The sequence below is a fragment of the Kitasatospora sp. NPDC094015 genome, from assembly GCF_040304075.1.
Lineage (GTDB): Bacteria > Actinomycetota > Actinomycetes > Streptomycetales > Streptomycetaceae > Kitasatospora.
In genome coordinates, this window is sequence record NZ_JBEOUL010000009.1 from 110,355 (window position 1) to 131,349 (window position 20,995).

The 20,995-nt window shown below is 75.5% G+C and carries 19 protein-coding genes; 7 read left to right on the forward strand and 12 right to left on the reverse strand.

Features of this window, described 5'->3' with window-relative positions; translation table 11 throughout:
• The first annotated feature begins 213 nt into the window (after nucleotides 1–213).
• Genes ABT014_RS14255 through ABT014_RS14270 form a run of 4 tightly spaced genes read left to right on the forward strand, consistent with a single transcriptional unit; the run spans nucleotide 214 to nucleotide 3,326 of the window.
• Entirely contained in the window at nucleotides 214–960 is a 747-nt protein-coding gene (locus ABT014_RS14255) for an ATP-binding cassette domain-containing protein (RefSeq protein ID WP_350639009.1), read from the forward strand.
• Complete coding sequence (locus ABT014_RS14260) at nucleotides 957–2,216, forward strand: hypothetical protein (RefSeq protein ID WP_350639010.1); 1,260 nt, start codon at nucleotides 957–959, stop codon at nucleotides 2,214–2,216. The genes ABT014_RS14255 and ABT014_RS14260 overlap by 4 nt, the downstream gene beginning before the upstream one ends.
• Nucleotides 2,200–2,853: a hypothetical protein gene (locus tag ABT014_RS14265; RefSeq protein WP_350639011.1), complete on the forward strand. Its 654-nt coding sequence runs from the start codon at nucleotides 2,200–2,202 to the stop codon at nucleotides 2,851–2,853. The genes ABT014_RS14260 and ABT014_RS14265 overlap by 17 nt, the downstream gene beginning before the upstream one ends.
• A gap of 47 nt (nucleotides 2,854–2,900) precedes the next feature.
• Nucleotides 2,901–3,326: a hypothetical protein gene (locus ABT014_RS14270; RefSeq protein WP_350639012.1), complete on the forward strand. Its 426-nt coding sequence runs from the start codon at nucleotides 2,901–2,903 to the stop codon at nucleotides 3,324–3,326.
• Between the two features lie 43 nt (nucleotides 3,327–3,369).
• Here the strand turns inward: ABT014_RS14270 and ABT014_RS14275 are convergent, their stop codons facing one another.
• The 3 genes from ABT014_RS14275 to ABT014_RS14285 all read right to left on the reverse strand — a co-directional run bounded on the left by ABT014_RS14275 (nucleotide 3,370) and on the right by ABT014_RS14285 (nucleotide 7,867).
• Nucleotides 3,370–4,395 carry an isopenicillin N synthase family dioxygenase gene (locus tag ABT014_RS14275; protein ID WP_350639013.1) on the reverse strand — a complete coding sequence of 342 codons (1,026 nt, stop codon included), beginning with the start codon at nucleotides 4,393–4,395 and terminating at the stop codon, nucleotides 3,370–3,372.
• A gap of 295 nt (nucleotides 4,396–4,690) precedes the next feature.
• Nucleotides 4,691–6,307 carry an AMP-binding protein gene (locus tag ABT014_RS14280; RefSeq protein WP_350639014.1) on the reverse strand — a complete coding sequence of 539 codons (1,617 nt, stop codon included), beginning with the start codon at nucleotides 6,305–6,307 and terminating at the stop codon, nucleotides 4,691–4,693.
• 75 nt (nucleotides 6,308–6,382) lie between these two features.
• On the reverse strand, nucleotides 6,383–7,867 hold the full coding sequence (locus ABT014_RS14285) for an MFS transporter (protein WP_350639015.1): 1,485 nt from the start codon (nucleotides 7,865–7,867) through the stop codon (nucleotides 6,383–6,385).
• 101 nt (nucleotides 7,868–7,968) lie between these two features.
• Here ABT014_RS14285 and ABT014_RS14290 point away from each other — a divergent pair, with 101 nt between their 5' ends.
• Nucleotides 7,969–8,652, forward strand: a complete 684-nt coding sequence (locus tag ABT014_RS14290; protein ID WP_350639016.1) for a TetR/AcrR family transcriptional regulator — start codon at nucleotides 7,969–7,971, stop codon at nucleotides 8,650–8,652.
• Nucleotides 8,653–8,713: 61 nt separating this feature from the next.
• On the opposite strand, the gene ABT014_RS14295 is transcribed toward ABT014_RS14290, so the two are convergent.
• Together ABT014_RS14295 and ABT014_RS14300 are read right to left on the reverse strand one after the other, a co-directional pair.
• On the reverse strand, nucleotides 8,714–9,262 hold the full coding sequence (locus ABT014_RS14295) for a DinB family protein (protein WP_350639017.1): 549 nt from the start codon (nucleotides 9,260–9,262) through the stop codon (nucleotides 8,714–8,716).
• Between the two features lie 83 nt (nucleotides 9,263–9,345).
• Nucleotides 9,346–9,933, reverse strand: a complete 588-nt coding sequence (locus ABT014_RS14300) for a hypothetical protein (protein ID WP_350639018.1) — start codon at nucleotides 9,931–9,933, stop codon at nucleotides 9,346–9,348.
• A gap of 161 nt (nucleotides 9,934–10,094) precedes the next feature.
• Between ABT014_RS14300 and ABT014_RS14305 the strand changes: the two genes are divergently transcribed.
• A complete protein-coding gene (locus ABT014_RS14305) occupies nucleotides 10,095–11,504 on the forward strand; it encodes a M1 family metallopeptidase (RefSeq protein WP_350639019.1) in 1,410 nt (469 codons plus the stop codon).
• A 34-nt stretch (nucleotides 11,505–11,538) separates the two neighbouring features.
• Here ABT014_RS14305 and ABT014_RS14310 read toward each other — a convergent pair whose 3' ends face one another.
• The 3 genes from ABT014_RS14310 to imuA' all read right to left on the reverse strand — a co-directional run bounded on the left by ABT014_RS14310 (nucleotide 11,539) and on the right by imuA' (nucleotide 17,164).
• A complete protein-coding gene (locus ABT014_RS14310) occupies nucleotides 11,539–14,802 on the reverse strand; it encodes an error-prone DNA polymerase (protein WP_350639020.1) in 3,264 nt (1,087 codons plus the stop codon).
• Nucleotides 14,803–14,868: 66 nt separating this feature from the next.
• Entirely contained in the window at nucleotides 14,869–16,431 is a 1,563-nt protein-coding gene (locus tag ABT014_RS14315) for a DNA polymerase Y family protein (protein ID WP_350639021.1), read from the reverse strand.
• Nucleotide 16,432: 1 nt separating this feature from the next.
• Nucleotides 16,433–17,164 (reverse strand): DnaE2-dependent mutagenesis accessory factor ImuA', encoded by a 732-nt coding sequence (gene imuA', locus ABT014_RS14320; RefSeq protein WP_350639022.1) that lies wholly within the window; start codon nucleotides 17,162–17,164, stop codon nucleotides 16,433–16,435.
• Nucleotides 17,165–17,428: 264 nt separating this feature from the next.
• Between imuA' and ABT014_RS14325 the strand changes: the two genes are divergently transcribed.
• On the forward strand, nucleotides 17,429–17,764 hold the full coding sequence (locus ABT014_RS14325; protein ID WP_350639023.1) for a hypothetical protein: 336 nt from the start codon (nucleotides 17,429–17,431) through the stop codon (nucleotides 17,762–17,764).
• 28 nt (nucleotides 17,765–17,792) lie between these two features.
• On the opposite strand, the gene ABT014_RS14330 is transcribed toward ABT014_RS14325, so the two are convergent.
• The 4 genes from ABT014_RS14330 to ABT014_RS14345 all read right to left on the reverse strand — a co-directional run bounded on the left by ABT014_RS14330 (nucleotide 17,793) and on the right by ABT014_RS14345 (nucleotide 20,969).
• Nucleotides 17,793–17,987 (reverse strand): hypothetical protein, encoded by a 195-nt coding sequence (locus ABT014_RS14330; protein ID WP_350639024.1) that lies wholly within the window; start codon nucleotides 17,985–17,987, stop codon nucleotides 17,793–17,795.
• A gap of 201 nt (nucleotides 17,988–18,188) precedes the next feature.
• Nucleotides 18,189–18,881, reverse strand: coding sequence for an aspartate/glutamate racemase family protein (locus tag ABT014_RS14335; protein ID WP_350639025.1), 693 nt, complete (start codon nucleotides 18,879–18,881; stop codon nucleotides 18,189–18,191).
• A gap of 77 nt (nucleotides 18,882–18,958) precedes the next feature.
• The gene (locus tag ABT014_RS14340; protein WP_350639026.1) at nucleotides 18,959–19,717 is read right to left on the reverse strand and encodes a hypothetical protein; all 759 of its coding nucleotides are present in this window, start codon (nucleotides 19,715–19,717) and stop codon (nucleotides 18,959–18,961) included.
• Complete coding sequence (locus ABT014_RS14345) at nucleotides 19,653–20,969, reverse strand: hydroxymethylglutaryl-CoA lyase-like TIM-barrel protein (RefSeq protein ID WP_350639027.1); 1,317 nt, start codon at nucleotides 20,967–20,969, stop codon at nucleotides 19,653–19,655. Before ABT014_RS14345 ends, ABT014_RS14340 begins: the two co-directional genes overlap by 65 nt.
• Nucleotides 20,970–20,995 lie beyond the last annotated feature (26 nt).

Below are 20,995 nucleotides of genomic sequence, written 5' to 3' on the forward strand. Positions count from 1 at the left end.
TCCTCGGAGCGTGATGCAGCAGCACTGTGACACCAGCAGTGTGACACCGCCCGTCACCACCGGTCCAGCAGTCGCACACGGCCGTCGTGTCCGGTCCGGCGAGGGTTTCCCGTACACCCTGCCCGACGGTCGGTCAGGTCGTAGCATCGGTGGTTCGGCCACGGCCGTTGCCGGCACCGGCACCGCACCCACCACCCGGCACTGGGAAGTGAGATGGATCCTGTTGTCCGCGTCACCGGCCTGACCCAGGGGTACGGGGCAAGAACGGTCATCGAAGGCCTGGACCTTGATCTCGGGGTGGGGGCGTTCGGGCTGCTCGGGCCCAACGGGGCGGGGAAGACCACGCTGCTGCGGACGTTGGCGACGATCGCACCGCCCGGCGCCGGGTCCCTCGAGATCCTCGGGCGCCGCATCACCTCCGAGCGGTCGGCACGCCGTGCCCGCCGGGAGATCGGGTTCCTGCCGCAGGACTTCGGCCACCACCCGGGGTTCACGGTGCACGACTTCGTCGCCTACTGCGCCTGGCTGCGCGAGGTGCCCGCCCGGCAGGTGCACCGGGACTCCCTCCGGGTGATCGAGCAGGTCGGGCTCGCCGACCGCCGGAACGAGCGGATGAAGGCGCTGTCCGGCGGCATGCTCCGGCGCGCCGGGATCGCCTCGGCCCTGGTCGGTTCGCCCCGCCTGGTGCTGCTGGACGAACCCACCGTCGGACTCGACCCGGCCCAGCGCCTGGAGTTCAGGGAGCTGATCAGGTCACTGGCCGAGGACACCGCCGTCGTGCTGAGCACCCACCTGGTGGAGGACGTGTCCGCGGTCTGCCGGGAGGTCGCCGTCATGGCCGCGGGCCGGTTCGTGTTCCGCGGCACCCCCGCCGAGATGACCGCGCTGGCGTCCCCCGGGACCCAGGGCGACACCGCCCTCGAGCGCGGGTACATCAGCGTGCTGGGGGCCGGCCGGTGATCGGGTACCGGACCGAACTCAGGCGCTCACCGCTGCGGTGGTGGTTCCCGCTGCTGGTCCTGCTCGACCTCGCCGCCATTTTCGGCCGTGGCCGGTGGTGGATCGGCGAGTGGCCGATGACCAGCGTGCAGGCCCAGATCCCGGCGTTCTACCTGGCACCGCTGCTCGCGGCGGCCGCCGCCTGGGCGGCCGGCCGCACGGGCCGCAACGGCCTGCGTGACCAGCTCGCCGCTGCGGCCCGCCCTCGTCCGCAGGTCGAGTTCGCGCAGCTCGCGGCGGCCCTCACCTACGGACTCCTCGCCTACGCGCTGGGCGCCGCGGTCGCGGCCGGGGTCAGCCTGCCGACCGCCGGCCCGGGCTTCCTGTGGCCCGGGTACCTGCTGCTCGGCGCGGCGCTGATGGTGTCGTTCGCGGCCGCCGGCCACCTCGCGGGCCGGACCTTCCCCGGTGGGTTCGCCACCCCGGTGGCCTGCGGACTCGGAGGCTTCATCGTCATCGCGTGGGCGGCCGGCCCCCAACAGCTCGGGCTGTTCGCCATCAACGGCGCACCGTTCAGGACGGTCTCCTGGCCGGCGCTCGCCGTGCGGCTCGCGCTCGCCGGACTGCTCCTCGCCGGGGCCGTCGGGCTGCGCAGGCCGGGTGGCCGCAGCGCGGGCCGGCGCGCCCTGGCGGCCGTCGCGTTCGGCGCGGCGCTCGTGGTGGTGACCGTCGCCCTGACGGTGACGGTTCCGCTCCAGGTCGACCGCGCCGCGCCGGCGCAGCCGCTCTGCACCACCGGGGCGCCGACGATCTGCCTCTGGCCCGAGGACCGCAACCAGCTGCTCCGGGCGCAGGCGATGGCCGACCGCATGCGGCAGCTGCCCACGGCCCTGGTCACGCTCCCCGCCCGGCCGATCGCCGAACTCGGGCTCGGCCGTGGTGGCAGCCGGGATCCGGAGGGTTTCTACGTCCTCGAGGGCGACATGTGGGACCCGGCGCAGACCATGGCCGGCGACATCATGGAGGCCTCCCGCCCCCAGGGTTGCCCGGATCCGGCCGTCTCCGCCTTCACCCCCGAGTTCTACCGGGCGTCGGGCGAACTCATGATGTGGCTGACCATGCGGATCTACGGCGGTCCGATGCCCGCGACCATGCACGGGGGGCCGCCGTCGGTGGACCTGGGCGCGGTCGCCGACGTCGTCCGCGGGACGGATGCCGAGCAGCTCGCCTGGGCCGGGCAGCGCAGTGAGGTGATCCACCGTGCGTACTGCGGTTGACGCCCCGTGGTGGACCGGGCCGCTGCGCCACGCCCGCGCGCACGACCTCGCGCCCGTCGCCCTGCTGCTCGCCGTGGTCGCCGGCTGCGAGGCGGCCTTCGGGTCGTTGACGCTGTCGTTCCCCCTGCAGCACGCTGCCCACAGCGCCGGTTTCCCGATGCGCCGCGAGCTGCCCATCGCGTACGCCGCCCTGACGGCCGGGAGCCTGCACAGCCGGATGGCGGACCTGGAGACCGCGGCCGCGGCGGTCCTGGCCCGCTACGAAGGGCTCCAGCTGGCCGCGATGTACGCCGCGACGGTGCTCCTGGTCGGCGGTGTCGAACTGTCGGTCTCCGGGCCGGGGACGGCGGTGGTCCTGGTCCGCGCGCTGCTGGTCTGGACGGGGCTGGCGCTGGTCTCCGGCCGGGTGTTCGGCCCGCGACTGGCCTGGATCCTGCCGGTCGCCACGGTGTTCCCGCTCACCTACCTCGGCGAGGACGGGCAGGGCCGGGCGCTGTGGTGGGACTGGACGGTCCGGCCACCTTCCGACGCCGCCGGCTGGACGCTGGCCGCGGTCACCACGGCCGCCGGACTCACGGCGTTCCGGCTGACCCCGTGGCGCCTGCGCACACTCCGCGGCCGCCTGGCGGCCCGGTAGGCCGCGGCGCCGGCCCGCCTGTCGGTGCCGGCGGTTAGCGTGCCGGCATGGCAGAGCGCAGCGCGGCGAACCGGGCACCGCGGCCCACCGAGTACTGGCGGCAGCACCGTGCCGAGGAGGTCCGGGCGCTCGCCGCGGGCGAGATCGGCCCCGGGGAGGCGTACGCGCGGCAGCTGTTCCCCGACTCGCTGCTGCTGCGCACCGACCAGGTGCTGGCCGCCTTCGAGGCCGAGCTCGACGGCTTCGCCGGGCCCTCGGACGGGCAGGTGCTCGGCGCGGTCGAGCGGGTGGTGCTCGCCCTGAACGCGGTCAACGACGAGCACGGCGGCGGCGGTTACGAGACCGACGAGCGCGAGCGGTTGTGCGACTACGTCGACTCCGCGCTGATCGGTGCCGGGGTGGACCTGGACGCGCTGACCGCCCGCCACGGGCTGGACCGCTGGGAGATCACCGGCCGCTGGCGCGAATGGTGACGCGCCCCGGCGCCCGTACGGGGCCGGGGCGCGCGGTGGTGGCTCAGGCGCCGGCCAGCGGGAGCAGGTCGGCGTGGTGCCGGCGGGTGACCTCGGGGTGGGCGCGCAGGTAGCCCTTGAGTTCGTTGCGGCCGAACTCGGCGAACAGCGGGTTGGACGGGTCCTGGGTGGCGCCGGGGGCGTGGTGGGCGTGCGGGAAGTCCAGCGGCTCGATGTGCGCGTCCAGCCGGGGGTTGTAGAAGAACGGCACCGAGAACCGCTCGCGCGCCCCGGCCGGGCTGATCACCCGGTGGCTGGTCGCCTTGAGGTAGCCGTCGGTGGCGACCTCCAGCAGCTCGCCCAGGTTGACCACGAAGGCGCCCTCCATCGGCGGCACCTCCAGGAAGGAGCCGTCCGGCCGCTCGACCTGGAGCCCGCCCACGGTGTCCTGCAGCAGCAGGGTGATGAAGCCGTAGTCCTTGTGGGTGCCGACGCCCTGCCCGGCGCCGTCCGGGGCGGTGCCCGGGTAGCGGACCAGCTTCAGCCGCAGGTGCGGGTGGCCGGCGAAGGCGTCGTCGTAGAAGTCGGGCCGGGCGCCGATCGAGCCGAGCAGCTCGTGCAGCAGCCGGTGGGCCACCGCGCCGAGCCGGTCGATCCAGCTCAGGGCGGCACTGCGCAGCTCGGGCAGGCCCTCGGGCCACTGGTTGGGCCCCTCCAGCCACCAGTACGGCTGCTCGCCGGGGCCGGGCAGGTGCGGCGGGCGCTCGGCGCCGATGTCCAGCTGGTCGCGCCAGTCCTGGCTGCCGCCGGTGAGCTCGGCGCCGGTGCGGGTGTAGCCGCGGAAGTGCGGGGAGTTGAGGTTGCTCACGGCCAGCCGGTCGGCCTCGGGGAGGTCGAAGAACGCCCGCATGGCGGTGGTGAGGGCCTTGGTCTCGTCCGCGGTTATGCCGTGTCCGGTCAGCTGGAAGAAGCCGACCTCGGTGGCGGCCGCGCGGAGCGCGTCGTGCAGGCGGGCGCGGTCCTCCTCGGTGCCGTCGGCGAGGGACAGGTCGATCACGGGGAGACCGGTGGTCTGGGACTGCTGTGTCATGGGTGACATCCGCTGTGTCGAGGCCCCGGCGGTGCCCGGAGGTGTCCGGGGACGCTGCCGCCGACGCGCCCGGTCGGGCGGGTACGGCGGGGCCGGGGGAGGGTGTGTGCCCCCGAGGGCAGGGTGGGGAGAAGGTCAGCCGGAGCGTCGACAGGACATGCTCGTGACGCGGAGCAGGTCCACGTGGCGACGGCTGACGAGTATGAGCACGTCACCAGGTTAGATGACGGTCGGGGCGGCGGTCGAACACGGTACGGTCCGCGGGCTCCTCCCGGCCCGGGTAACCCTTCCGGGCTCACCGTCCGAGCTCCCGGGCCGCCAGCTCGCGCAGCTCGTTCTTGCGCACCTTGCCGCTGACCGTCATCGGGAAGGCGTCGACCACCCGCACGTGCCGGGGCGCCTTGTAGCGGGCCAGCCCGTCCCGGCAGTACGCGGTCAGCTCCTCGGGCGCCGGCCCGCCGGCCGGGTCGCGCAGCACCACGAAGGCGAAGACCTCCTCGCCGTAGCGCTCGTGCGGCACCCCGACCACCTGGGCGTCGGCCACGCCGGGGTGGGTGTGCAGGTACTCCTCGACCTCCCGGGGGTAGACGTTCTCCCCACCCCGGATGATCATGTCCTTGATCCGGCCGACCACCTCCAGGTAGCCGTCCGGGCGCATCAGGGCGAGGTCGCCGGTGTGCATCCAGCCGTCCCGGTCGACCGCCTCGGCGGTGCGCTCCGGCTCCTCCCAGTAGCCCAGCATCACCGCGTAGCCGCGCGTGCACAGCTCGCCGACCGCGCCGCGCGGCAGGGTGCGCCCGCTCGCCGGGTCGGCCACCTTGACCTCCAGGTGCGGCAGCACCCGGCCGACCGTCCCGGTGCGGTGGTCGAGGTCGTCGTCGCCGCGGGTCAGCGTGGACACCGGCGAGGTCTCGGTCATCCCGTACGCGATGGCGACCCCGGCCATCCCGAGGTCGCTGCGCACCCGCTTCATCAGCTCGACCGGGCAGGGCGTCGCGCCCGTCAGCCCGGTGCGCAGCGAGGAGAGGTCGTACGCGGCGAAGTCCGGCAGGCCGAGTTCGGCGATGAACATGGTCGGCACCCCGTAGAGCGAGGTGGCGCGCTCGGTGGCGACCGCGCGCAGGGTGGCCGCCGGGTCGAAGGTGCGGGCCGGGATCACCACGCAGGCGCCGTGGCTGAGCGCCGCCAGGTTGCCGAGGACCATGCCGAAGCAGTGGTAGAAGGGCACCGGGACGCAGATCCGGTCCTGCTCGGTGTAGCCGAGCAGCGCGCCGACGCAGTGCCCGTTGTTCAGGATGCTGCGGTGCGAGAGGGTGGCGCCCTTGGGGGAGCCGGTGGTGCCCGAGGTGTACTGGACGGTGATCGGCTCGTCCGGGTGCAGGGCCGGGAAGTCCTGCTCGGGGCCGTCCAGCCGGTGCCACGCGGGCCCGCCGATCCACAGCACCTCGCGCAGCGCCGGGCAGCCGGCGCCGGCCTCGGCGGCGGTCGTCCGCCGGTCGCCGCCCGCGGGGACGCTGCTCGCAGGGTCGTCGTCGGGCAGTGCGATCAGCAGCGAGACGCCGGCCCGCGCCAGCGCGTGGGCGAGTTCGTGGGTGCGGTAGGCCGGGTTGACGGTCACCAGCACCGCGCCGAGCCGGGCGGTGGCGTACTGGACCAGCACCCACTCGGGGCAGTTGGTCGCCCAGATGCCGACCCGGTCGCCCTTGCGCACGCCCCGGGCCCGCAGCCCGCGGGCCACCCGGTCGACGTCGGCGGCGAGTTCGGCGTACGTCCAGCGCCGGCCGGTGACCGCGTCGACCAGCGCCTCCCGTCCGGGGAAGGCGGCCACGCTGCGGTCGAACCGCTCACCGATGGTCTCGGTGAGCAGCTCGACCTCGGGCTCGCCGCGGGTGTGGGACGCCTGCTCGGTCACCGTCGACCTCCTGGTCCAGGGGGGCACCTGACCAGGCTTGGTCAACGCTGACGGTTCGTCAAGACACCGCGCAGGTCAGGACGGGGACCCCGGGGCGTCCGCGCGACGGGACGGCAGGGCCAGCGCGCCGAGCAGCGCGCAGCCGGTGAACAGCGCCCCGACCATCAGCGCGCGCCCGAAGCCGGCGGTGAGCGCCTCCGGGACGCTCGCGCCGCCCGCCGCGAGCCGGGTGGCGGTGGTGTGCGAGGCGACGGTGGCCAGCACGGCCAGCCCGACCGCGCCGCCCACCTGGCGGAAGGTGTTGGCCAGGCCGGAGGCGAGACCGGCCTCCTCGCGCGGCACGCCGCTGGTCGCGGTCACCGTCGCGGGCATCATCGACAGGCCCATGCCGAGCGTGCAGAGCACGAACGGGCCGAGCACGTCGGTGAGGTAGCCGCCGTGGGCGTCGAACCGCGACAGCCACAGGAACCCGACCGTGCTGGTCAGGGTGCCGGCCACCAGGAGTGGGCGGGGGCCGGTCCGGGTGATCGTCCGGGTGGCGATCTGCGAGCCGGCGATGATCGCCACCGAGCCGGCGACGAAGGCCAGCCCGGCCCGGACGGCGCTGTAGCCCAGCACCTGCTGGAAGTAGAGCGAGAGCACGAACCACATCGCGAACATCGCCGCACCGGCCAGCATGGTCACCACGTTGGCCGTCACCAGGGTGCGGCGGCGCAGGATCCGCAGCGGCACCAGCGGGTGCGCGACCTTGGACTCGATCAGGGTGAAGAGCGCCAGCAGCGCGGCGGCGGCCACCAGCGGGCCCCAGACGGTGGGGGAGCCCCAGCCGTGCGACTCGGTGGAGATGATCCCGTAGACCAGCGCGGTGAGCCCGGCGGTGACGGTGACCGCGCCCGGCAGGTCCATCCGGCGCAGCCCGCCCCGGCCGCCCGAGCCCGCCGGGACGTACCGCAGCGAGGCCACGAACAGCGCCAAGCCCACCGGCACGTTGACGAACAGCACCCAGCGCCAGCCGGCGTACTCGGTCAGCACCCCGCCGACCACGGCGCCCGCGGCGCCGCCGGCCGCCATCACGGCGCTCCAGGCGCCCATCGCCCTGGTACGGGCCCGGGGCTCGGTGAAGGTGGTCATGATCAGGGTGAGGGTGGCCGGGGCCAGCACCGCGCCGCCGACGCCCTGGGCGGCGCGGGCGGCGATCAGCGGGCCGGCGCCGTCGGCCAGGCCGCCGACCAGCGAGGCCAGGGTGAACACGCCGAGCCCGGTGAGGAACGCGCGCCGCGCGCCGACCAGGTCGGCGACCCGGCCGCCGAGCAGCAGCAGGCCGGCGAAGCCGAGCGTGTAGGCGTTGACGATCCACTGCTGGCCGGCCGGGGTGAGGTGCAGGTCGGCCCGCATCGCGGGCAGCGCCACGTTCACGATCGAGACGTCCAGCACCACCATGAACTGGGCGGCGCAGGCGATCACCAGGACGGCGGTGGTGGACAGCCGGCGGCCGGCGGTGGGGGAGGACGGGTGGCCGGGGCCGGCGCTGGGCCGGAGGGCGGAGGGACTGGTGCCCATGCGGGCTCCTTCGGGAAGCAGGCGGACTGCAAGATTTTCTGGAGAGACTACAAAAATGTAGCATCTCTATTTTTGTCGCGCGGTGGACTATCCTGAGCCCCATGACCACGACCTCCGCCGCCCCGGCGCCCGCCGCCGGGCTCCGCGGGCGCAAACGCGAGCGGACCCGCAGGTCGATCGCCGACGCGGCCTTCCGGCTGTTCGCCGAGCACGGGTTCGACGGCGTCACGCTGGCCCGGATCGCCGCCGAGGCGGACGTGGCCCCGGCCACCGTCTTCACCCACTACGGGTCCAAGGAGGAGATCTTCTTCAGCCGGCGGCAGGAGTTCGAGGAAGCCCTGCCCGGCGCCGTGGTGACCGCCCGCACCGGCGAGGAGCTGATCGAGGGGCTGCGCGCCTACTACGCGCACAACGCCACCCAGGTGCTCGCGCCCGCGGCGGAGGACTCCTCCCGGACCTTCGCCCGGATCCTGCTCGCCAGCCCCGCGCTGCACCGCTGCCACACGGCGGTGGTGGACGCCCGCCGGGCGATGCTGCTGGACCTGCTGCTGGAGCGGGCCGGCGCCCGCGCCGCCGAGCCGGTCGTCCGGGCCGAACTGGCCCTGTTCGCCGGGTTCGCCGGCTCGGTCGGGGCCGCCGCCTTCGAAGCGATGCGCGCGCACCTGGTGGCCGGCGTGTCACTGGGCGGCACCGAGACCGCCGTGCAGGACCTGCTGACCGCCGGTTTCACCCGGCTCGCCCGCAGCTACGCGGACTGCGGCCTGCTCGACGCCCCGGGCCACTGAACCGTCCCGGGGCGGCTGACCGGACCGGGGTGGCTGGCCCACCCCGGTCCGCCCCGGCGGGTCAGTAGCCGGTCGCGCCGTCGATCCGCTCGCGCAGCAGGTCGGCGTGGCCGTTGTGCCGGGCGTACTCGGCGATCATGTGGACCAGGATCCGGCGCAGCGCGATCGGCTCGCCGCTCGCCCGGTGCACCCCGGTCGCGTCCAGCGAGGGCGTGGCGGCGACGATCTCCCGGCTGCGCGCGCACTCCGCCCGCCAGAGCGCGACGGCCTCCTCGGTGCTGCCGTCCAGTCGCTCGAAGTCCTGGTCCGGGTCCTCGTCGGAGTAGTGCAGCATCGGCACGTCCTCACCCGCGAACTGCTGCCGGAACCACCACCGTTCCGCCCCCGCGAGGTGCCGCACCAGCCCGTGCAGGCTCAACGTCGAGGGCGGCAGCCCCTGCTCCGACAGCCGCTCGGGTGCCACCCCGGCGCACTTGAGCGCGAAGGTCTCGCGGTGGAACTCCAGGAACGAGGTCAGGATCTCGCGCTCGTCGCCCACCAGCGGTGGCGTCCGGCGGTCGTCGGCGGCGGCCCAGCCCTGGGCGTAGTGCTGCGGGGGGAGGTCGGTCATCCCGTCAGCCTGCCACCCGCCACCGACAACCCGGCGGATCCGGGCCGAAGGCGGGGTCGGGGGCGGGCGCCGCGGAGCGGGTGTCAGTGCCCGACGGCCGCGACGCAGCCGCCGTCGGCGATGAAGCCGGTGACCGTGGCCCGGCCCCCGGCGACGGTGCCCCGCACGTAGCCCCCGCCCGCCTCCACCACGACCTTGGCGCTGTTGCCACCGGGGGTCAGCTCGACGTGGACGGTCTCCGGCCGGGCACCGGTCGCCCCGGCGGTCGCGCGGCGCAGCGACTCCTCGTCCAGCGGTGCGCCGGCGAGCTGCTGCAACGCGGCCTCCAGCGCCTGGACCCGCGGCTGGGCGTCCGCCCGGGCGGATGCGGAGAGCGGCATCTCATGCTGGTAGGCGTGGTTCTCGGCGTACCGCTGCGCCTCGCTGTAGGTGATGCACGGGGTCGGCGCGGGGCCCGCCTCCAGCGGCGGGCAGAAGCCGACGGGCGAGCCGGCGGCGGTGGGCGAGGGGGTGCCCGTGGGTGCGGCCGTGCCGGTGGGCACCGGGCGCGGGCTGCTGCCGAGCCCGGTGCCGGCCCCCTGCTCCGTCGCGGTGCTGCCGCACCCCGTCACCACGACCAGCAGTGCCGACCCGGCCACTGCCACCCGCCATCCACCCCCGAAGATCTTCATGCGGCCATCCTGCGTGGGCGAACGGGCCCTGCGGCGGCAGTCCGGCGGATCGTGATCCGACCGTTGCGCGCCGCCGGACCGGTGGCCCGTCCGGTGGGTCCCGGCCGGGGGCCGGAGTGTTGCCCCGGGCGGCCCGGCGGCGGCACCCGATCATGCGCGGTATGACCGGACCACGAAAGTCCCTCGCGGTGGCCCTGAGCACCGCCTGCGCGCTCGCCCTGTTCGCCGCCGCCCCCGCGCCCGCCGTGACGGCCGATCCAGCTGAGGCTGCCACCGACCCTTACTTCCCGGCCTCGGGCAACCAGGGGTACGACGTCGGGCACTACGACCTCGCCCTCGACCTGACCCCGCGGACCCACGAGCTGGTGGCCGTGGCGACCGTCACCGCCGAGGCGCGGCGGCGCCTCGACCGTTTCGCCCTGGACTACTCCGGCCCGCCGGTCGAGCGGGTCACCGTCGACGGCCGGGAGGCGGCCTACCGCCGGGACGGCGCGAAACTGACCGTGGTCCCGGCGCAGGCCCTCGCCCCGGGGCGGGAGTTCACCGTCGAGGTGCGCTACCGGGGGCACCCGGAGGCGATCGACGATCCGGCGCTCGGCCGGTACGGCTGGATCGACACCGACGACGGCGCGGTCACCCTCGACGAGCCGGACGGCGCCCGGACCTGGTACCCCGTCAACGACGACCTGGGCGACAAGGCGACCTACACCTTCCACCTCACCACCCCGGCCGGGGTCACCGCCCTGGCCAACGGGGAGCGGCAGGGCCCGCCGCGGACGGTCGCCGGCCGGACCACCGTCACCTGGGAGATGGCGCGGCCGATGGCCTCCTACCTGGCCATGGTGGCGATCGGCGACTTCGAGGTGCACCGCTCCCTGGTCGGCGGGATCCCGAACGTCACGGCCTACGACCCGGCGATCGACGGGGATGACGGCTTCCTGCACCGCACCACGGGGCAGGTGGTCGAGTGGGGCGCGGGGAGGTTCGGCAGGTACCCGTTCGACTCGATGGGCGGCATCATCGACCCCACCACGGCCGGCTACTCGCTGGAGACGCAGAGCCGCCCGGTGTACGACACGCCGCCGGACGAGGCCACGGTCGTGCACGAGAACGCGCACCAGTGGTTCGGCGACAGCGTGACCCCGCGGTCGTGGCGCGACATCTGGCTGAACGAGGGCTTCGCCACCTACGTGGAGTGGCTCTGGCAGGAGGAGCACGGCGGCCCCGGTGCCCGGCAGACCTTCGACGACCACTACGCGACGCCCGCGGCGGACCCGTTCTGGCAGGGGCAGACCGGCGACCCGGGCCGCGACCGGATCTTCGACTACGACCTGGTGTACGTCCGGGGCGCGATGACGCTGCAGGCCCTCCGCACGACCATCGGCGACCAGGCCTTCTTCCGCCTGCTGCGCGCCTGGGCCGAACGGTACCGCTACGGCAACGCGGAGACCTGCGACCTGGTCCGGCTGGCCGAGGAGGTCTCGCACCGGGACCTCGGCCCGCTGTTCCGGGCCTGGCTGTACACGGCCGGGAAGCCGGCCGACCCGGCGGCCGACCCGGCGGACGGCTGACGGCTGACGGCCGCACCGGGCCGGGCTCCCGCCGTCAGCGGAAGTCGCGGCTGCGCAGGCCGGCGACGGAGAGGACGAGCGGGGTGAGCCGGGTGGCGACCAGGTTGATTGCGCCGTCGCGGCGCTCGGCGGTGCCGTGGACGAGCAGCCCGGCGCTGCCGAGGGCGGTCTTGCGCTGACGCTCCCACACGTGCGGCTGGACGACCACGTTGACCAGCCCGGTCTCGTCCTCGAGGGAGAGGAAGAGCACCCCGCCGGCGGTGGGCGGGCGCTGGCGGTGGGTGACCAGGCCGCCGACGCTCACCGGCGTGCCGTGGCCCGCCCCGCCCTTGAAGCCGGCGGCGGTCAGCGCACCGTACCGGTCCAGGTGGGGGCGGGCGTGCTGGACGGGGTGGGTGGTGGCGGAGGCGCCGGTGGCCCAGAGGTCGGCGATGGTCTCCTCGACGGCGGTCATCTCCGGCAGGCCGGGCGGTGCGGTGAGCGCGGGGGCGGTGCCGGGCAGCATGCCGTCCGTGGTCCGGGCCAGCAGTCCGGCCGACCACAGCGCCGCACGGCGGGACACCCCGAGGGCGGCGAAGGCGCCGGCGGTGGCGAGGGCCTCCAGGACGGGGGCCGGCAGCGCGGTGCGGCGGGCGAAGTCCTCCAGGTCGGTGTACGGCTGCCCGGCGGTGACGGTGGCGGCGTGGTCGTCACCGAGGCCCCGGACGTCGGCGAGGCCGAGCCGGATCGCCGGGCGGGTGGCACCGGGGACGGCTTCCAGCGTGGGGCCGGGGTGGGAGCGGTTGACGTCGGCGGGCAGCACGGTGACGCCGTGCCTGCGGGCGTCGGCGATCAGGCTCAGCGGGGAGTAGAACCCCATCGGCTGGTTGGCCAGCAGCGCGCAGGCGAACGCCTCCGGGTGGTGCAGCTTGAGCCAGGCGCTGGCGTAGACGAGCAGGGCGAAGGAGGCGGCGTGCGACTCGGGGAAGCCGTAGCCGGAGAAGGCGTCGATCTTGGTGTAGACGTCCTCGGCGACCTCGGACGGGATGCCGCGCTCGGCCATCCCGCTCAGCAGGCGGTCGCGCAGCGCGGCCACCCGCGCGTGGGAGCGTTTGGAGCCCATCGCCTGGCGCAGCCGGTCGGCCTCGGCGGGGGTGAAACCGGCGCAGTCGATGGCGAGTTGCATCATCTGCTCCTGGAAGAGCGGGACGCCGAGGGTCTTGGTGAGGGCCCTCTCCATCAGCGGGTGCGCGATGGTGGCGGGTTCGTGGCCGTTGCGGCGGCGGATGTAGGGGTGGACGGACCCGCCCTGGATCGGGCCGGGCCGGATCAGCGCGACCTGGACGACCAGGTCGTAGAACGTCCTCGGGCGCATCCGGGGCAGCGCGCCGGCCTGGGCGCGGGACTCGACCTGGAAGACGCCGACCGTGTCCGCCTTGGAGAGCATCGCGTAGACCTCCTCGTCGTCGGGTGGGATGCCGGCCAGGTCGTAGCGGATGCCGTGGTGGCGTTCGATCAGGTCGCAGGCGTCGTGCAGGGCGGAGAGCATGCCGAGGCCGAGCAGGTCGATCTTGACCAGGCCGGCCTCGGCGCAGCCGTCCTTGTCCCACTGGAGCACGGAGCGGCCGGGCATGGTGGCCCACTCGGTGGGGCAGGTCTCGGCGATCGGGCGGTGGGTGAGCACCATGCCGCCGGAGTGGATCCCCAGGTGGCGCGGCAGTCCGCGCAGTCCGGCGGCCAACTCCCGTACATCGTCCGGTACTTCCGCGTCGGCCGGAGGCATCTCGTGCCAGCCGGTGGCCTTGGCGAACCGGTCGAGGTCGCCGGTGGCGTAGCCGAGGGCGCGGGCGGCGTCGCGGACGGCGAGCCGCGGCTGGTAGCTGATCACGTTGGCGACCTGGGCGGCGTGGTCGCGGCCGTAGGTGTCGTAGACGTACTGGATGACCTCCTCGCGGCGGCGGTGCTCGATGTCCAGGTCGATGTCCGGGGGCCCGTCGCGCTCCGGGGAGAGGAAACGCTCGAACAGCAGGCCGTAGTGGATCGGGTCGACCGAGGTGATGCCCAGGGCGTAGCAGACGGCCGAGTTGGCGGCCGATCCGCGGCCCTGGCACCAGATGTCGGCCCGGTGGGCGAAGGCCACGATGTCGTGGACGATCAGGAAGTACCCGGCCATGTCCAAGTCCTGGATCACATCGAGCTCGTGGGCGACCTGCCGGTGCGCCTCGGTGTTGCCGGGGGCGAAGCGGCCGGCGGCGGCGTCGAGGGTGAGGCGGCGCAGCCAGCTGCTCTCGGTGTGGCCCTCCGGGACGGGGAAGCCGGGCATCTCGGGTTTGAGGGCCCGGAAGTCGAAGGCGAGTTCGCGGGCGAGGTCCACGGTGGTCCGCTGGACGCCGGGCCAGGGGGCCAGGCGCCGGGCCATCTCGTCCGGGGAGCGCAGGTGGGCGGTGCCGGCCGCCGACAGGTACGCCTCGGCGTCGGCCAGCGAGCGGCCCTGGCGCAGAGCCGCCAGGGCCTGGGCGAGCCGGCCCTGCGCGGGCGAGGCGTGGTGGGCGGCGGTGGTGGCCACCAGCGGGAGGCCGGCCCGGGCGGCGAGGTCCGCCAGGGCGTCGTTGCGGTCGTCGTCGCCGGGCAGGTGCTGGTCGGTCAGCTCCACGAACACGTTCCGAGGCCCGAACCGGTCGGCGAGCGAACGGAGTTCGCGCTCGGCGCCGCCTGCCCCCTCGGTGTCCAGGGCGCGGCGGACGGCGCCCTTGCGACAGCCGGTCAGCACCGCCCAGTGGCCGTCCGCCGCGTCCGGGAGCCGCTCCCGGTCGTACCGGGGACGCCGTTTGGCACCACCGGCCAGGTGGGCGTCGCCGATCACCTTGGCCAGGCGCCGGTAGCCCTCCGCACCCCGGGCCAGGACGAGCAGGTGCTCGCCGTCCTGGTCCGGGACGCCGGTCGGCGCCAGCAGGGCATCCAGGGTCAGCTCCGCCCCGAACACCGTGGCGATGCCGGCGCGACGGGCCTCGGCGGCGAAGGTCGGGGCCGCGTAGAGGCCGTCGTGGTCGGTGACCGCGAGCACGCCGATGCCCAACCGCACCGCCTCGTCGACGAGTTCGGCCGGATCGCTGGCGCCGTCGAGGAAGCTGTAGGTGGTGTGGACGTGCAGCTCGGCCCACTCCGCCGCGCCCCGGCCGGCCGGGCGGGGCGGCGGGGCCGGCTCGGGGCGGGTCTCGGTGCCGGGGAAGGGAATGACCGTACGGTCACCCGCCCGGGTGCCGGCCATGGCGCGCTCCAGGTCGCGCCAGGGGGTGCTGGGGTGGTTGGTGAATCCCATGCTGCTGCGTGTCCGGTCGTACGGGGAGGGGTGGTTCGGGAGCGTCGGGGTCGGGTGCGGTGCGGGTCAGGTGTCGTAGTCGCCCTCCAGGTGCCAGCGACCGCCGGTGACGGCGAGCAGTAAGGCCCGCCCGTCGGCGACGGTGACCTGGATCCGGGCGGTGCGCCGGGCCTCGTCCACGTCCCACCAGCGTTCCTGCTCCGGCCACGGCCCCGCCCAGCCGGTGACCTCGACGGCACCGGTGCGCAGCACCAGGCGGGCCGGCGCGCTGCGGGCCTCGGCCCGCGCGGTGATCTCGACCTCCAGGCCCTCGGCGTCCAGCAGCCGCACCGGCACCGGGCTGGCCGGCACCCGGGTCGGGGACGGCGCGGGCAGCCGGCCCGGCCACGGTCCGTCCGCGCGCCGCTCCTGGTGGGCGTCCCCCCAGGGGGTGCGGACGACCCGGTCGGCGGGAGCGCGGCCGCCGGCCAGCTCGACGGTGACCGGCGCGGTGTGGCCGAGGATCGCCTGCACCCGGGCCACCGCCCGTTCGATCCGCTCGGTGGCCTCCTGGTCGCCGTCGGCCAGCGACAGTTGCCGGCCCGGATCGTGGACCAGCCCGTCCGGGACCAGCCGCAGCGCCACCACCCCGCCGGACGCCTCCTCGAACAGCTGCCGCTGCTGCCACGCCTGCAACTGCCAGCGCACCCGCTCGGCCACCGCCCCGACGGACAGCAGGCCCTCGTGCCGCCAGGCCCGGGAGGCACCCGTCCCGTCGGCGCACTCCACCTCGATCTCGACCCGGCCGCAGGCCAGACCCGCCCCGGCGAGACCGGCGTGCAGCCGCTCGGCCAGCACCCGGGCCGCGAACACCAGCGGCTCCACGACCGTGAACGGCGGGTCGAAGCGCTGCTCCACCGTCAGCTCCACCCCGGGCGGACGGGCGACCACCGGGCGGCCCTCCGCGCCCCGGGCCAGCCGGTGCGCGACCACGCCGGCCTGGCCGAAGCGGTCCGCGACGCTGCCGGCCGGGAGGCCGGCGAACCGGCCGATCGTCACGATGCCGAGCCGCCCGAGCAGATCGGTCAGCTTCGTCCCCGCCAGCTCCGACACCGGGATCGGCGCCAGGAACCGGGCGCTCTCCCCGGGCGGCACGATCCGCCCGGCCCGGGCCGCCAGCTGGGCCGCGAACAGTCCGTCGGCGATCCCGATCCGGCACTCGTGGCCGACGGCCTCCACCGCGTCGACCACCTTCTCCGCCAGCACGTGCTCCCCGCCGTGGTACCGGGCCGCACCGGCGGCCGGGAGCGCCAGCAGCCCGGGGCGCACCACCTCCAGCCGCGCGGCCAGCAGGCTCACCGCGTCCGCCACCGGTTCGAACAACTTGGCCTCGGCGTCGATGTGGCGCTCGTGCACCGCCAGGCCGGCGACGAGCGACTGGGCCGAGCGCACCTTCTGCCCCTGCCGCACCCCGCCGCGCCGGGCGGCGCCGGAGGCGGCGAGCACCCGGCCGCGCTCGACCACGACGACCGGCAGGTCCGGCTCCGGCTCCGCACCGAGCACGGTGATCACGGGCCAGTCCGGCACCCAGGCGGCCAGCACCCGCAGCGGAACGGCCTCCCCGCCGGCGTCCTTCCCGGCCCCTCCCACCTCAGACCACCGCCAACGGACCGCGCGCCGGGTCAGCCTTGTGCCGGCGCACGGCACCAGCGGCGCCTGCCGTACCTGGTGCACCCGCCGTACCCGCCGTACCCGCTGCGCTCGGACCGACGGCCCGGACCGCGCCCTGCCCGTCCGGCAGCCACAGCTCGTACCGCCGCTCGCGTGCCGCGGCCCCGCGGCCGCCGGCCTCCACCACCAGGCGACGGGCCCGCAGCCGGCCGCGCCCCTGGCCCACCCCCTCCCAGGACCGGGCCGCCACCCGCAGCCGGACCCGCGCACCGGGCCACTCCCCGGACACCACCAGCGCGCAGCCGCCTCGCCTGGCCACCGTGGCCAGCTGCTCCGCGGTCCGCCCCGAGACCCGGCCGCCCGGCCGCAGCAGCAGCAGGCCGACGCCGTCCGCCAGGGCCGTCGCGACCCGGGCCCACTGGTCGCCGGCGTCCTCGACCACCACCAGGCGCGACAGGTCGACGCCGAGCTCGGCCGCCGCCAGCAGGCCGAGCCCCTCGACACCGACCACCGCGCACCAGGTGCCGGCGGTCGACGCGGCGGCCGCGAGCGCCAGCAGCAGCGCGGTGCCACCGCCGGTCACCGACACCACCGCACCCGGCCGCAGACCCCGCTCCGGCAGCAGGCCCTCGAGCGCGGGCAGCACCGGGACCAGCTGCCCCGGACGGGACAGCCGGAGCTGGGGTGCCAGAGCGGCCAGGGATGCCTCCATGCCCCCACTGTCGAACATGTGAGCGAAAAAGGGAAGCCGGGATTCGACTTCCGGTTAATCGGTCACTCGTTCGATGGCGCGACATCACTGCAGGTCACGGGAGTGGACTCGGGTGACCCGGACGGGTCGGCCACCCGACGCCGGGCTCGGACGGAGATCATCAACGGTGAGCCCCGGAAGGCCGCCCGGTAGGGTCGGCGGATCACCGGAGCGGCGTGCCGGGCGAGGGTCGCCGGGTGTGGTCGCCGGGGCGAGGGGGAAGTGGTGCGGGGACCGCGCAGGCTGGCGTTCGACGGGCACGAGTTCCACTGGACCGGGCGGATCGGCTACCTGGACGGCCCGACCGGTCTGCGCCGCTGCGTGCGCCTGCGGGTCCACAGCGACAGGCGGGGCCGCGCGCTGGCCGTCACCCTGGTCTCGGCGCCGTCGCGGCCGTTGCCCTGGGGAGCGGCCACCGACAACGCGTACCCGAAGCCGGGCGAGGTCCGGACGGTCGTCGAGCTCGCCCTCGCCGAGGGCTGGGACCCGCACGCCCGGGGCGGCACCTTCGCGTTGAGCGCGCTCCACCTCCCCGGCTGGGAGCTGCCGGAGCCCTGCTGAGCGCGCCCGCGCCCCGGTCGCGCCCCGGTCAGCGGGCGTTCCAGTGGGCCGCCTGGGCGAGGCTGACCAGCATGCCGTTGACGGTCGGAGCCACCCCGGTGGAGGCCAGCAGGAACCCGAACGCGGCGGCCACCAGGGCGGTGGAGACCGTGGAGCGCTGGGCGCGGAGAAGGAAGACGAGCAGGACACCGAAGAAGACGACGGCGGAGATCGAGACGATCATGGGCGGTCCTTCCTTGGTACGGGCGGTCCCCGGGTTTCTCACCACCGGGCGCCGCATCACACGCCGGTGGGCCGCCCACCACTCCGGTGGACCAGTGCCGAGTCCCTCGCGCCCGGCGTACGACCGGCCCGAGCCGGCGCGCGGACCCCACCCCGCGCCGGGGGACCTGCCCGAGCCGCCGTAGGCCCGCCCGACCCGCTGTCAGCCCGCCAGCGCCCGTTCCACGGCGGCCCGCGCGTGCAGGCGGGTGGTGGCGAACACCGGGACGGGGCTGTGCTCGGGGCCGATCAGCAGTTCGATCTCGGTGCAGCCCAGCACGATGCCCTGCGCGCCGGCCGCCACCAGGTCCGCGATCACCTGCCGGTACGCGGCCCGCGACTCCTCCCGGACGATGCCGAGGCAGAGTTCCTGGTAGATCACCCGGTGCACCTCGGCCCGGCCCGCCGCGTCCGGGACCAGCACCTCCAGCCCGTGGCCCGCCAGCCGGTCCCGGTAGAAGTCCTGCTCCATGGTGAACGCGGTGCCCAGCAGACCGACCTTCGCCGGCCCGGCCGCCAGCACCGCCTCGGCGGTGGTGTCCGCAAGGTGCAGCAGCGGGACGCCGACCGCGGCCGCGACCTGGTCGGCCACCTTGTGCATGGTGTTGGTGCAGATCAGCAGCAGCTCCGCGCCGGCCGCCTCCAGCGACCCGGCGGCCGCGGCGAGCACCTCGCCCGCCTCCTCCCACCGCCCGGCCACCTGCAGCCGTTCGATCTCCGCGAAGTCGACCGAGTACAGCACGCACTTCGCCGAGTGCAGCCCGCCGAGGCGCTCCCGGGTCAGCGTGTTCAGCAGGCGGTAGTACTCCGCCGTCGATTCCCAACTCATGCCGCCGAGCAGCCCGATCGTCTTCATCGGGCCACTCTGGCACACCCCTTCCCGGCCCCGACCGGCCCCACTCGGCCGCTCGGGCCGGGCCGCCGGCTCCGGCGTCAGCTCCGCCGATCGGTCTCCGGGTCGGCCAGCCGGCGCAGGTAGGCGGCCGGGTCGGGCCCGTGCGCCGCGTCCTGCGCCCCGCGGCGGACCAGCGCTAGCCGCCCGTCCGCGGCGATCCGCAGCATGGTGGTGGCGGCGTGCGGGCGGCCGGGTTCGCGCAGCGCGTCCCCGTCGAGCACCGGGGCGTGCTCCCCGAACATCGCCGCGGCCCCGGCGGCGGTGGAGGCCGGCGGGGAGCCGGTCCGGTTGGCGCTGCTGACGTACAGCCGGGGGTGGTCCGCGAGCAGCCCCGCCAGCGGCGCCCAGCGGGCACCGAACAGCAGGGCGTGGCCGTCGCGGACGGCCGGGGCGATCCAGTCCGGCGCCGCGGCGTCCGCGCGCAGCGGGACCAGCAGGGTCACCAGTTCGCGGCGCAGCAGCACGGTGGCCGAGCGGACGGCCGCCGGCGCCAGGTCCAGGGCCGGCACCAGCTCCTGCCAGGTGTCGTCGGCGTGCAGCCAGACCGCGACCTCCTGCCCCGCCGGGCGCCCCTTGGCGGTGTTCACGGCGTGCGGGGCGGCGGCCGCGACGACGTACGTCAGCGGGCTGGGGTTGGGCAGCACGGCGGCGCGTCCGGCTCCCAGGGCACGGCGGACGGCATCGGCACCGGGCAGGTCGGCGCCGGGCAGGTCGGCGCCGGGCAGGTCGGCGTCAGGCAGTTCGGACCCGGGCGTCGGCGGCGGGCCGGGCAGCGGGCCGGGTATCAGGCTGGGCATCGGGTTCGGCTCCGGTCGGTCGGTGGGCGGCGGTCAGGCCTTCCAGGTAGGCGGCGAAGTCGGCGTCCGGGACGACGGCCCGATTGTCCCGGTAGGCGCGGTCCTTCACCCAGGCCAGGGCGGTGGCCGTCGCCTCCCGGTCGAGCCGGTGGCCGAGGCGCTCGGCCACCGCCCGCACCACCCGCCCGCTGGCGAGCTGGGTGAGGATCACGGTCGGCCGCACACCCAGCAGGCGCTCCGGGTCGTACGGCTGGAAGGTCGCCGGGTGGGTGAACGGCGTGCCGGTGGAGATGGTGCCCACCCCGGTCCCCACGATCGGGGTGGTGACCGTCAGGGGCACGCCGGTCTCGGCCGAGACCATCCGGGCGATGCCCGGCAGCCGGGTCAGGTCGGGGGCGGTCCACCAGGGCCGGCAGCCGGCGCCCAGGACCTGTTCGGCCTTGGCGGGGTCGTGGGCGAGCAGGAAGAGCAGCTGCTCGGTCGCCACCATCCCGCTGCGCTCGGCCATCCCCAGCCAGGAGCAGGCCGCGACCCGCACCCCGCTCTCCAGCGCGGCCAGCGTGTTGGCGAGGCCCAGGCCGAGGTCGTTGTGCAGGTGCGAGACCAGCACCGGATCCGGACCGGCCCCGGCCGCGACCCGGGCGAACAGCGCGCGGGCCTGGCCCGGGAGCAGGTCCCCGACGGTGTCGGCCAGGACCACCGTCCCGGCGCCCGCGGCGGTCATCGCCCCCGCGTACGCGGCGACCAGACCGGGGTCCGCCCGCGGCGCGTCGACCAGGCAGACGTCCACGGCCACCCCGTCCGCCCGGTCGACCGCCGACTTGACCAGGTCGAGCCCGTCGGCCAGCGCCTCGCGCGCACCGCGGTGCACCAGCGCCCGGGCGGTCGCCTCCGAGGCGGCCACGATCACCATCACCCGGGCGTGCGCCGCGCCCCGCACCGCCGCCAGCGCCAGCCGGACGTCCTGCTCGGTGCCCCGGCAGATCGCCGCCGGGCTGACCGAGCCCTCGGCCTCCAGCGCGACCCGCCGGGTGGCCTCGTACTCCTGCGCGCACACCGACGGGAACCCGGCCGCGAACACCACGTGCCGGGGCCCGTCCGCACCGAACACCGCCCCCTGCGCGCGGGCCAGCCGCACCCGGAACCCGGCACTCATCAGCGTCTTGGCCTGCGCGCCGTCGCGCGGCGACTCCTCGAACAGCACCACCCGGCCGGCCCGTGCCGACTCCCGCACCACGTCGATCCCGGACATCCGCGCCACCCTCCGCCCGGGCGGGG